The following is a 12,500-nucleotide window of genomic DNA, read 5'->3' as shown; positions in this document are numbered from 1 at the left end:
CACATGCGTGGCTCCCGTGGCCACACTTCTGACTTGCTTCGCGCGGGGCGCGTCCCCATGCTTGGGGACTTCCCAGTGACCGATATGCCTTACGCATGAGTGTTCCCAAATCCACTTCTCCCCTGCCAGCCGTGCTGCAGGACCAGCCCATCGAACGCGTGACGCGCGACGGCGTGGAGTACGTGGTGCTGGGCACGGCGCACGTCTCGCGCACCAGCATGGAGGCGGTGGAGGCACTGCTGGACCACGAGCACTTCGACGCGGTCGCGGTGGAGTTGTGCGATAGCCGCGCACAGGGCATGCGCGATCCCGAGGCGTTCAAGCGCATGGACCTGTTCCAGGTGATACGCCAGGGCAAAGCAGGCATGGTGGCTGCCAGCCTGGTCCTTTCCACCTTCCAGAAACGCCTCGCCGAGCAATCCGGCATCCAGCCCGGTGCCGAGATGAAGGCGGCGATGGAAGGCGCCGCCGCGCGCAACCTGCCGCTGTGGCTGATCGACCGCGAGGTTGGCACTACGCTCAAGCGCGCTTGGCACAACGTAGGTTTCTGGCAGCGCTTCGGCCTGCTCGGCGGCCTGCTCGCCAGCGTGTTCGAGCGCGAGGAAATCGAGCCCGGCGAGATCGAGAAGCTCAAGCAGGGCGACATGCTGGAAAGCGCCTTCAGCGAGTTCGCCAGCGAGTCCAAGCCGCTGTACCAGAGCCTGATCGGCGAGCGCGACGCCTACATGGCCGCGCGCTTGCGCGAGGAAGCCGCGCGCAAGCCTTCTGCCGAACCGCGCCGCGTACTGGTGGTGATCGGCGCAGGGCACCTGAAGGGCATGTGCGAACTGTTGCGCGAACAGCGCGACGACCCGGCGACGATCGCCGCCGATCTGGCGCGGTCGCCGCCAAAGGCACGGTGGCCGAAATGGCTGGCCGTGGGCCTCGTGTTGGCGGTATTCGCAGCCATCGCCTTCGCCTTCCATCGCAACGCGGCGCTGGGCACGCAGGTGCTCACCGCGTGGGTGCTGTTCACCGGCGGCTTCGCCGCGCTGGGCGCGGTCGCTGCGGGCGCACATCCGCTTAGCATCCTCGCCGCCTTCATCGCCGCGCCGATCAAGCCGTTTCGTCCAGGCATCCCGGCCGGCGGCATCAGCGCCATGGCCGAAGCCTGGGTGCGTCGCCCGCGTGTGGCCGACTTCGACACGCTGCGCGACGACATCGTGCACTGGAGCGGCTGGTGGAAAAACCGCGTGGCGCGCACCCTGCTGAACTTCTTCCTGGTCAGCCTCGGCACCATCGTGGGCGAGTACAGCGCGGGCATCCACATTGTCCGCAGCCTGTTCTGAGCGGCAAAACTTGTTCGAAATCTCCGCATAGCCCGCGTTGCGCAGTCGTCAGGTCGTAGTGCATGGCGCAGTGCTTGTCTGGCCGGCTGGTCGAGTCGCGCACCGTCGCATGGCGGCCGCTGCTAGGCAGTCCACGGGACGGGGCCCGTTTGCGCAGATGCCCATGTCATCACCGCGTCGCGAATGGGCCACTGCCTGCCCCACAAAGCCGTGCGTCCGCAGCTCTCCCTGCGTGCCTTCGTTCTTCCTTGGCCTGTGCGCAAACAGCTCCCGGCGCGATCCGTAGGGAGGCTTTGAGCAAGCTCTAGCCACCGCAGGTTGTCCGTGCCCGGAGCTGCTGTCTATACTGCGACGATTGTTGCATTCATTCGCATCTGCCGCCGCACCTGGGGAACGATCTCGATGATTCGACTGCACACACTTGGCTTGGCGGGCGCTCTTGCCTTGCTGGCCACCGTCAGCGCGCACGCCGAAGGCGGCGACAAGGCCGCTGGGCGCACGCTGGTCTACACCTGTGCCGGCTGCCACGGCGTGCCGGGCTATGCCAACGCCTACCCGGATTACCCCGTGCCGAAAATCGCCGGGCAGAACGAGCAGTACATCATCAATGCATTGAACGAATACAAGAGTGGCGACCGCACCTATCCGACGATGGTGGCCCAGGCGCAAAGCCTGACCGACCAGAACATCAAGGACATCGCCGCCTACCTGTCCAGTATCACGCCGACCAAGTAACCAAGGACCCCGCATGCAACGCGCACTTGCCCTGCTTTCGTTCGGCGCCGTTTTGGCGATCGCCTCCACTCCGCTGCTTGCCAGCGGCAACCCTGCGGATGGCAAGACCAAGGCCACCGCCTGTTTCGCCTGCCACGGCGCCGACGGCAACGCGGTCGATCCGCAGTACCCGCGCCTCGCCGGCCAGTACAACGAATACCTGCAACAGGTGCTGCACGAGTACAAGGACGGCCGTCGCAACAACCCGATCATGAAGGGTATGGTGGCTACGCTGTCGGATCAGGACATCGAGGACATCGCCGCTTATTTCTCCAGCCAGTCGACCAAGCTCGACACGCTGAAGGGACACGTCCAGGGCGATTGACGCGCTCCTCTCACCGAAACAGAAAGCCCGCCTCACGGCGGGCTTTCTGTTTGAGGAGTTCAGCCGTGGACGGCCGCTTGCCGGGTTATCACGATCGGGACGCCTGCGAATGCCTGCCTCAGCCCAAGGCCGATTTGCCTTCGTGCTTGCTGTAGTACGGCTGCTTGCCGCCACTGTGATCGGTGGCGTCGCGTACTGCGCTCACTTCAGGCACGCGCTCGCGCAAGGTTTTTTCCACACCCTGCTTCAGGGTGACATCCACCATCCCGCAACCATGGCAGCCACCGCCGAACTGCAGCAGCACCACGCCTTCGGCATCGACCTCCAGCAAGGTGACGCGGCCACCGTGCGAGGCCAGCCGTGGGTTGATCTCGGCATCGAGCACGTAGCGCACGCGCTCGATCACGCCAGCTTCCAGCCCCGGCACGTCTCCCTTGATCTTCGGAGCACGGATGTTGAGCAGGCCGCCGGTGGTGTTGGGTTCGAAGTCGATGCTGGCGCCATCCAGCCACGGCGCGCTGCTCCCTTCGACGTGGAAATCAAAGCCTGCGCATTCGACCGTCCACTCGTTGCCTATCAACTCGGCCGGCTCGCAGAACTCCAGCTCGCAGTTCGCCGCGGCCGTTCCCGGTGCGGTCACGTGCAGGCGGATGCTCATGCCTTCGTTGCCCTGTTGCGCCAACAGGCGGCGGAAGTGCTGCTGGGCGCGTTCAGAAATTTCGATCATGTCTCACCTGTGGCAACTGTTGCGACAGCCGCGCCAGCGCGGCCCGTCGAATCAGCACCATTTTAGTACTGTTTTCCTGCGCTGCGGGCTTTGACATTTGCACGCACAACTTCGACGCTGCGCAGCCTCGCCTTTGTGCATCCGATGGAGCTGCCATGAACATCCACGATTTCGCCAGCCAGCATTGCCAGCCGCGCAAGGGCAAGGAACATGCGCTGAGTGCGGACAAGATCACCCAGTTGTTGCAGCTGCTGCCCGGCTGGACGCTTGCTGCCGATGGCCACGCCATCGTCAAGGATTTCCGCTTCCCCGATTTCCACCGCACACTGGGCTTCATCAACGCGGTCGGCTTCATGGCCAACCACGAGGATCACCATCCGGACATCGAAGCCGGCTACGGCCATTGCCAGTTGCTGTGGTCCACCCACGACGTGGGCGGGCTGTCGCTCAACGACATCATCTGTGCAGCCAAGGTCGAGGCGCTGCTGGCACGTTGACCGTGCGCCCCATCGTGCGCCGATGGCTTGCCGGCACGGCTTTCGCGCTGCTGGTGGTTCTGCTGCTGCTCGGCCTGCGCACCCTGGCCGAACGCATTGTCGCCTTGCACCTGCATGAGGTGGCGAACCGCCGGCTTGCGCTGATCGAGCATGGCCAGCCGCTGTGGCGTTGGCCATTGCGCGAACCGCACGACCTCGTTGCCGGGCGTGCCTTCGGTGCCGCCGATGTTGAATCCTCCGGCGGCGCCCTGCGCATCACCAGCCGCGACGGCTCGCCGTTCGAAATCGGCCTGCCTGTGCACGGCATGCTCGATGTGGAGCATTGGCCCCGGCTGTCGTTGCACGGCGTGGCGGATGCGCCGTTCAAATTGGGTATTGTCTGGCAGCCACGACTGGACCAGCCCGGTTGCCTGGGTTGGCAGGACGCTCCCGTCGCCGCCGGCCCGCTGCAACTTGCGGTCGATCTGCGCCACCTGCATTGGCAAACCGCTGGCGGCAGCGACTGCTCCGCACCGAAGCGGATCGACGTGCTGCGCCTGAGACTGCTACTTCCTGCACACGTCTCCTTGCGACTGGACGAGCTGGCGCTGCACCCCGATGCGTCCCTGCCCGCCCCCGCGCTGCCCACACTGCTGCTGTCGCCCGATCCGTTGACGGCGGCACGTCAGCTCGCCGATCCCATGTTGCCGGCAGTGCCCTGGATCGCCCTGCCCGCAGGCGCCTCGGCGGAAACCCAATTGATGCTGCGCGAATTGACGTGGCGGCAACGACCGGGTGCGCTGATCCTGCCGCATGGCGACGCGCCGGCAACCATGCGGGAGTCCAATGATCATGGCTGGCTGCCATGGATCGGTGCCGGTGGTTACCTGCTGGGACTGCTCATGCTGGCATCGTGGTGGCCACGCCTGCCTGGGCGCCTATGGCTGGAGTTGCTCGCCTGCCTCGCCGGCCCGCTGTGGCTGATTGCCGGTCTTCAACTCGGGCTGCGGTTGACCGTACCCAGCGTGCTGGTCTTCGTCGGCGCCGTATTGTTCGCCGCGCAAACCGAACGGCGGCGCCGCCCGGCGAACTGGTGCTGGTGGGGCAATCCCCGTACGTGGCTGTTGCCATTCGCGCTGCTGCCGCTGGCGCTGCTGCTGGTCATCCGTTTCGGTGGCCAGCTCGCGGTGCCGGCATTGAGCCATGCGCTTATGTATCTGTCGTGGGCGTTGTTGCAGCAATGGCTGATGCTGGTCGTGGTGATGCGTCGCCTCGAAAGCAAACAGGTGCACGGCACTTTTGCCGTGCTGCTCACCGCCCTCGTGTTCGCCTTGATGCACACGCCGAACGGCGCGCTGATGCAGCTCTGCCTGTTGGCCGAATTGTGGTGGGCCTGGTGTTTCCAGCGGTCGCGCGCACTGCTGCCGGTGGCCGCGGCACATGCCGCCTGCGCGTTGCTGGTGGAAGCCGGGCTGGAGGGTGGCTTGTTGCGTTCGCTGGAGGTCAGCGCCCGTTTCTTTCTCTAGCGGCAGCCTGGATGTACGGCAGGTGCTTGCCCTTCACGGCCAGGACATCAAGAAAGGTCTTCAGGTCGTCCGGCAGCGGCGCGGAGAAGCTGTAAAGGCGCCCATCCAGCTCGAAGCTGAGGTGCGAGGCGTGCAGGAACAGCCGTTGCAACCCCATCTCGCGGAGGCGCTTGTTCATCTCGCGATCGCCATATTTCGGGTCGCCGGCCAATGGGTGACCGACGTGGGCGGCGTGCACGCGGATCTGGTGGGTGCGTCCCGTGCCAAGCGTGGCCTGCATCAGGCGGGCGCCCGGATACTGCTCCATCTCGCGGAAGAAGGTCAGTGCGGGCTTGCCGTCCTCGCTGACCCGCACCATGCGCTCACCGCCTTGCAGGGCGAACTTGCGCAGCGGCGCGTTGACGTCGAATTTGGCCTTGGGCGGATGGCCGACCATCAGGCACAGGTACTGCTTGGTGACTTCGCCGGCGCGGATCGCCGCCTGCAGGCCGGTCAGGCCGGCCCGGGACTTGGCCAGCACCAGCACGCCGCTGGTATCGCGATCGAGCCGGTGCACCAGCTCCAGGGATTCGTGGGGGCGCGCCGCGCGCAGCAGCTCGATGGCGCCGTGGCTGACTCCGCTGCCGCCATGGCTGGCGATGCCCGAGGGCTTGTCGATCACCAGGAAGTGCTTGTCCTCGAAGATCACCGCCCCGGCTACCGAGGCGACCATTGTCTCTGGCGCCGCACGCTCTTCGGGGCGTTCTGCCTGCCGTATCGGCGGAATTCGCAGCATATCGCCGTCGGTTAGCCGCGTATCCGGCTTGGCACGCTTGCCGTTCACGCGCACCTGGCCGGTGCGCAGCAGCCGGTAGATCATGCTTTTCGGCACACCCTTGAGCAGGGTCGCCAGCGCATTGTCGATACGCTGGCCGTCCCGCTCGGGTCCGATCGCGACTTGACGCACACCTTGAGGTACGTCGCGGGAAGTTGCCGTCTGCATTGAAAAAAACCTGTCGAAATAGGATACTCGGCGAGCGCCATTCCCTGCCCGCCGAGACCGGTTCGGGCCGGGGCCCCGCCCGTCACGCCGGCGAGGATTGCGCCGACTGCCCAAGGATTGATTCCCAGGCAGCGGTCGCGACTCCCTTTCATCGTAACGGTTCGGACCGTCGTTTGCCCGAAGCCCGTTTGGCTTGGGCGCGGCTGGTGCAGCAACCCGAACATCCGGGCGCCGGGAACGGCGCCGTCACATGAGCCGCTCCACCGCAGCGGCGCGATCCCCGGCAGGCCGCCATCCCGGCGCCACCGCGGCACGCGACGCGCGGGCGAGCTGAGGAAAACTACAATGAAGCGCATGTTGATCAACGCAACTCAGCGTGAAGAGTTGCGCGTGGCCATCGTCGATGGCCAGAACCTTTACGATCTCGACATCGAAATCCCCTCCCGCGAGCAGAAAAAGGCCAATATCTACAAGGGCCGCATCACCCGTGTGGAGCAATCCCTGGAAGCCTGCTTCGTCGAGTACGGCGCCGAGCGCCACGGCTTCCTGCCGCTGAAGGAAATCGCCGAGCAGTACTTCACCCCTGGCCTGAACCCGCACAAGTCGGGCATCCGCGACCTGCTGAAGGAAGGCCAGGAAGTCGTCGTCCAGGTCGAGAAGGAAGAGCGTGGCAACAAAGGCGCCGCGCTGACCACCTTCATCTCGCTGGCTGGCCGCTACATGGTGCTGATGCCGAACAACCCGAAGGCCGGCGGCGTCTCGCGCCGGATCGAGGGCGAGGATCGGCAGGCGCTGAAGGAAGCACTGGAACACGTCACCGTACCCGACGACGTCGGTCTGATCGTGCGTACCGCCGGTCTGGGCCGCGACGCCGAAGAGCTGCAATGGGATCTCGACTACCTGCTGACCCTTTGGCGCTCGATCTCCGACGCCGCCAGCAAGCGCAAGGCGCCGTTCCTGATCTACCAGGAATCCAAGCTGTTCATCCGCGCCCTGCGCGACTACCTGCGCAGCGACATCGGTGAGATCCTGATCGATGAGGAATCGCTGTACGAGGACGCCCGCGAGTTCATGCAGCAGGTGATGCCCACCTCGCTGCGCAAACTCAAGCTGTACAAGGACGACACCCCGCTGTTCAGCCGCTACCAGATCGAGACGCAGATCGAGAGCGCGTTCGACCGCCAGGTGCGCCTGCCCTCCGGCGGCTCGATCGTGATCGACCAGACCGAGGCGCTCACCGCGATCGACATCAACTCGGCCAAGGCCACCAAGGGCTCGGACATCGAGGAAACGGCGTTCAACACCAACCTCGAAGCCGCGGTGGAGATCGCCCGTCAGTGCCGCATCCGCGACGCCGGCGGCCTGATCGTGATCGACTTCATCGACATGGACAGCCCGCGTCATCAGCGCGAGGTCGAGGACAAGCTCAAGGACGCCCTGAAGCTCGACCGTGCCCGCGTGCAGGTGGGCCGCATCTCGCGTTTCGGGTTGCTGGAGCTTTCCCGTCAGCGCCTGCGCCCCAGCCTCGGCGAAGCCACCCAGATCGTCTGCCCGCGTTGCGAAGGCCATGGCCACATCCGCAGCGTGGAGTCGCTGGGCCTGTCCACCCTGCGCCTGATCGAAGAGCATGCGATGAAGGACAACACCGGCCAGGTGCTGGTGCAGGCTCCGTCCGCGGTGGCCAACTTCCTGCTCAACGAGAAGCGCGCCAGCGTGGTCGAGATCGAGCTGCGCCACAAGGCGCACGTGGTGATCGTGGCCGATGACAAGCTGGAAACGCCGCATATCCAGATCCAGCGGATCAAGGAAGCGGACATGGGCGAGCACAGCAAGCCCAGTTACGAGCGCCTCACCGCGGTCGACGCCACGCCGATCCCGAAGATGGGCCAGGCGTTGGGCAGCAACGAGCAGCCCGCCGTCAGCGGCATCGTGCCCGCCACCCCCGCACCCGTGCGCGAGGAGACCGCAGCACCTGTGCAGCAACAACAGGCGCCACGTCGTCAGGCGGCGGCACCTGCCCCTGCTTCCGCTCCGAGCGGCGGCATCATTTCCCGCCTGTTCGGTTGGTTCCGCAACGGCGCCGCAGCGACGGACACGACTGCGGCCGCCGCACAGCCGAACGCCAACGACCGCGGCAGCGCGCGCGGCAACAACCGCCAGCAGCAACAACCCCGTCGCGACGAGCGCAGCCGCAACGCACAGGGCAGCAGCGGCAACCGCCAGCAGCAGCGTCGTGACGAACGTCGCGATAGCGGTACGCAGCAGGCCAAGCCGAACTCACAGCAGCAGAACAGCCGCAACAAGGGCAACGAAGGCGCGCAGCGCCAGCAGCAGGCCAGCCAGGCACCGAAGCAAGAGCGCCAGCAAGACCGCCAACAGCAGCCGCGCAACAACAATCTGGAGAGCAACAAGGCTCCCCAGCCTGAGCGCAAGCCTGCGGCTCCGGCCCCCGTCGCCGCCATGCCCGCAGCACCGAAACCGGAAGCACCGGCTGTACGTCCCACTGTCGCTCCTGCTGAAGCAATGGATGAAGCCAAACTGGCCGTTGCCCCGGTGACTGATGGCCAGGAAGTGGCGGCCGGCGCCACCGAGGGCGACGCCGAAGGTTCCTCGCGTCGCCGTCGTGGTCGCCGTGGCGGGCGTCGCCGCCGCCGTCACGACGAGGCCACCGCAGGCCTGCCCGGCGCCGAGCAGGCTGGCGAACTGGACGACGAGGATCGCGACGAGGCGGACGTCGCCGCTGGAGAAGCCAGACCTGCAGATGCCGCTTCGCCCGCCGTGGCGGCACCTGCTGCCGTTGCCGATGAGGCTGTCGCCGAAGCCGTTTCGCCCAGCCCGGCCACTTCCCCGGCTCCTCGTCCGGCACCCGCTCCACGTGTCGCGCCTCCGCAAGCCGAACGCCACGAACCCGTGCGCGTAGTACTGACCGAAGCGCCGCTGGCCGCTGCCGTTGCCACTGCCTTCAGTCTGCCGACACTGCCGCCGATTCCCGAAAAGCCCATGGCACCCGCCACCGCGGAAACAGAAGTGTCGTCCTCCGCTGGAACAGAGGCTGCCACTGTTGAAACGGAGCAGTCGCGTGAGCCCGTAACGAAGAATCCGGCCGCGGAGCAGGAGAAGCCTACGGAAACCGCTGTGCCGGCTGCTCCGGCTCCGGTTGCCGTCGTGGAAACGCACGCGGAGCCTTCCGGGAACGAGCACGCCGCACCGCCGGCTGCCGCGCAACCGCAACAGGGCGATTTGCTTGGACTCGTGGCCGAAACCACGAGTGCTCCTGCCTCGCCCGTGCGGCCTGCCACGACCGAACCTTCCGACGATGTGGCCACGGAGTCCCCGGAAAAGCCTCGACACGACGCGGCGCCCTAAGCGCCACCCGTCATCAAAACAAAAAAGCCGAACCCTAGGGGTTCGGCTTTTTTGTCAGCCCATACCGTGCCGGTTGCTCAGGTTCCCACTCGATGATTCGGGGCGTCGATCAAACCGTGCGTCGTCATCAGGTGCGCAAGCTCCAGCACGTGCTCCACGCGCAACTTTTCCATCAATCGTTGCTTGTAGGTGGATACGGTCTTGGGACTGAGGTTGAGTTGCTCACCGATCATCGTCAGGGGCTTGCCTCGCACCAGCATCATTGCCACTTCCAGCTCACGGCTGGACAGGGAGTCAAACGGCGAGGCTTTGCCATCCAGCGTGGCCAGTGCCAATTGCTGAGCCACTGCCGGCGCGAGGTAACGTCGGCCGCCAGCCACTTGCCGCACGGCAGTCACCAGCTCGTCGGCATTGCAACCCTTGGTCAGGTAGCCCGAGGCACCCGCATCGAGCAGGCGTTTGGGGAAGCGGCCATCGTCCACCACGGTGACTACCACGATACGCGTGGCCAAGTCGGCACGACTAACCCGTTCCGTCAACTCGATACCACTCATGCCCGGCATGTGTACGTCCACCAGAGCGATCTCCGGTTTCAGGCTGCGGATCAAGCGCAAGCCATCTTCCGCACTCGCCGCCTCGCCACAAATGTGCATGTCCGGCTGCTGCTGCAGGATCATCCGGAAGCCCGTGCGAACGAGCTCGTGGTCGTCGATCAGAACAATCTGGATCATGCCCTCTCCTCCTTGATGGATATCTCGGTTGCCGATGCACCATGTCATCGCGCCCACGGGGACACTCCTGCCTGCAAGCTAGGCAGCCCCGCCGCCAGATGCAAGCGTGGGGTGTACATCGAACAACGCAAGCCGTCACAAAATTGCCAATCACCAAGTGTTTCTTCACGTGTGAATCACGGTGCGAGGCGGCGTCGAACACCGCCGATCCCATGCACTGTGCCATGCCATGTCCATTGGATGCGTCAGCCGATGCCCACATCTCGTGTCCGCTAAACAGGCAGGAATTGGCCATTCCCCGACAAAGGCCGGACTGCGATGAATGCCCGAGGCGGCTTCGAGCAAGAAAAGCCCGTAGCCTCGATGTTGCCGAGCTTACCGGCCTTTTACGGATATCCCTACAGGGTCGGCCACGGCGCGACCCGCGACACTGCACGTACCTGGCGAATCACGTTTCACCCAGCAGTAGCCAGCTGGCATAGATGAATCGCACGCTGCGTGGACAGATCAGGTGCGCTACGCGTTGCTGGCGCCGTACAGAGCCGAAGATGGATCGGCATCGCCTGTCGCCGCCTCGAAACGGTTGCGGCCATTGCGCTTGGCGCGATATAGCGCATGATCGGCTTGATCCAGCATAGCCACAGGATCTATCGGCGTCTGCTCTGTCTGGGTAGCCACTCCGATGCTGATCGAAAGGCGTCCAAGAGGACAGGCCGGATGGGCGATCTGCAGGTGCTCGATCGCGGTGACCAGGCGGCGCGCCACTTCCAGCGCCACCTCCGCATTGGTATCGACCAGCACGATGGCGAACTCTTCGCCGCCGTAACGCGCCACCAGATCGCGTGCACGCACCTGGCTGCGACTCAGGGCACCGGCCACCTGTATCAGGCAAGCGTCGCCGGCGATATGTCCGAGGCTGTCGTTGTATTGCTTGAAGTAATCGATATCGATCATCAGCAGCGAGCCGAAGCAGCCGGTGCTGCGCCCCTCTTCCAGTACTTCGCGCAGGCGCGTGTCCAGCGTGGCCCGGTTGGCGATGCCGGTAAGCGGGTCGCGCCCCACCTGTTGTTCCAATCGCCAGGTACTCAGATCGATGGCACGCTGCTGGTCGATATGGCGGCTCTGGATGAATGCGACACGCAAGCCATAGAACAGCACCGCCGCCGCCCCGACCAGCAAGCTGAGCACGAAGTTGATGCGCGAAGTGCTGATGCCGAGCATCACCACCATCATCGCCAGCAGGATCGGCGCAAACGAGCCGATCGTCTGGGAAACCCCCAGCGACGGACGGTAAGTGCGCAACCAGCGCGGTGGCTGGCGCAAGGCCACCACCAGCAGCAAGGCATGCGGAACATCGATCAATGAACCCGCCCACCACGGCAGGCCGTGCATTTCGACGCGGTTGTAGATGCAGGCCACCGATGCATTGACCAGCAGATAGGCACTGGCCACGTAGTAGAAGAAGCGCCAGCGGAAGCTGCGCGCACCAAACAGGCGCAGTATCGCCATCGCAGCCAGCGAAAAGTCGATGGCGTCGGCAAGGTAGACCACCACGTAGATGCTGGCCGGATCGGAAGCCAGCGGGCCGCTCAACAGCGTGATGAAGAACTGGTAGACCAGCGCCGCCACCATGCACAGCAGCACCAGATCCAGCGCCACCACTGTGCGCGGCTCATGCTGCGTAAACAAGCGCGTCGACATGAACATGCACGGGATCACGTACAAGGCCGACAACACCGTTGCCAACGCGGCCAGGTAGCCGCCCTTGTCGCCCAGCACTGTTGCCAGCACATTGGTACTGTCCCATAGCATCTGCATCAGCACAGCCAGCGCCAACAGCAGCCATGGCAGCCGTATCAGAGACGGGCTGCGTCGATAGCGTGTAAATACCGCCCACACCGCCATGCCCTGCACCGCCAACATGGCCAACTGGGGCAGCACTGCCTCCGTATGCCCGTACCAGTGCGCCAGTGCCAAGTGGGCCGTCAGCAATACGATGAGCAAGACAACTTGCAAGCGTATGGTTCCTCTAGATCAGCGCAGGGGCGATGGCCCAACGTCTACGGACAAAACGCGTCGCGTTAATAGGGAAAGTGCTCCGCCAGCGCCGTCGTGCAGGCATATGCATGGAAATGTAGGCAACGCCCCAGGTCCTACTCACTCTGCCCTGACGCTGGCAAACATCCTACGTGACCGCCCTTAAGCAAATCATATGCTTATTCCCGTCATCATCGTCGACACCAAGTCCAGACCCAACCACCACCA

10 protein-coding genes are annotated in these 12,500 nt (G+C 64.8%); 6 read left to right on the top strand and 4 right to left on the bottom strand.

Annotated features, from left to right (window positions below):
- The first annotated feature begins 95 nt into the window (after positions 1-95).
- The 3 genes from ISP25_RS21885 (at position 96) to ISP25_RS21875 (ending at position 2,427) form a co-directional block, all read left to right on the top strand.
- Entirely contained in the window at positions 96-1,328 is a 1,233-nt protein-coding gene (locus ISP25_RS21885) for a TraB/GumN family protein (protein ID WP_404611689.1), read from the top strand.
- 402 nt (positions 1,329-1,730) lie between these two features.
- Entirely contained in the window at positions 1,731-2,063 is a 333-nt protein-coding gene (locus ISP25_RS21880; protein ID WP_404611687.1) for a c-type cytochrome, read from the top strand.
- 13 nt (positions 2,064-2,076) lie between these two features.
- Positions 2,077-2,427: a c-type cytochrome gene (locus ISP25_RS21875; RefSeq protein WP_192157592.1), complete on the top strand. Its 351-nt coding sequence runs from the start codon at positions 2,077-2,079 to the stop codon at positions 2,425-2,427.
- Positions 2,428-2,545: 118 nt separating this feature from the next.
- On the opposite strand, the gene ISP25_RS21870 is transcribed toward ISP25_RS21875, so the two are convergent.
- Positions 2,546-3,154, bottom strand: a complete 609-nt coding sequence (locus tag ISP25_RS21870) for an NfuA family Fe-S biogenesis protein (RefSeq protein WP_404611685.1) — start codon at positions 3,152-3,154, stop codon at positions 2,546-2,548.
- A gap of 155 nt (positions 3,155-3,309) precedes the next feature.
- On the opposite strand from ISP25_RS21870, the gene ISP25_RS21865 reads away from it, so the two are divergent.
- On the top strand, positions 3,310-3,651 hold the full coding sequence (locus ISP25_RS21865; RefSeq protein WP_192157596.1) for a 4a-hydroxytetrahydrobiopterin dehydratase: 342 nt from the start codon (positions 3,310-3,312) through the stop codon (positions 3,649-3,651).
- Positions 3,652-3,665: 14 nt separating this feature from the next.
- A complete protein-coding gene (locus ISP25_RS21860; RefSeq protein ID WP_404611683.1) occupies positions 3,666-5,156 on the top strand; it encodes a CPBP family glutamic-type intramembrane protease in 1,491 nt (496 codons plus the stop codon).
- Here ISP25_RS21860 and ISP25_RS21855 read toward each other — a convergent pair.
- The gene (locus ISP25_RS21855) at positions 5,134-6,138 is read right to left on the bottom strand and encodes an RluA family pseudouridine synthase (RefSeq protein WP_404611681.1); all 1,005 of its coding nucleotides are present in this window, start codon (positions 6,136-6,138) and stop codon (positions 5,134-5,136) included. The two genes, ISP25_RS21860 and ISP25_RS21855, sit on opposite strands and share 23 nt — an antisense overlap.
- 345 nt (positions 6,139-6,483) lie before the next feature.
- Here ISP25_RS21855 and ISP25_RS21850 point away from each other — a divergent pair, with 345 nt between their 5' ends.
- A complete protein-coding gene (locus tag ISP25_RS21850) occupies positions 6,484-9,504 on the top strand; it encodes an Rne/Rng family ribonuclease (RefSeq protein WP_404611679.1) in 3,021 nt (1,006 codons plus the stop codon).
- Positions 9,505-9,581: 77 nt separating this feature from the next.
- On the opposite strand, the gene ISP25_RS21845 is transcribed toward ISP25_RS21850, so the two are convergent.
- A complete protein-coding gene (locus tag ISP25_RS21845) occupies positions 9,582-10,235 on the bottom strand; it encodes a response regulator (protein ID WP_404611677.1) in 654 nt (217 codons plus the stop codon).
- A gap of 516 nt (positions 10,236-10,751) precedes the next feature.
- The gene (locus tag ISP25_RS21840) at positions 10,752-12,251 is read right to left on the bottom strand and encodes a GGDEF domain-containing protein (RefSeq protein ID WP_404611675.1); all 1,500 of its coding nucleotides are present in this window, start codon (positions 12,249-12,251) and stop codon (positions 10,752-10,754) included.
- Positions 12,252-12,500 lie beyond the last annotated feature (249 nt).

It is taken from the genome of Rhodanobacter hydrolyticus (assembly GCF_044904645.1).
The sequence above is the reverse complement of the archived record's forward strand: the minus strand, read 5'-3'. Positions and strand labels throughout refer to the sequence as shown.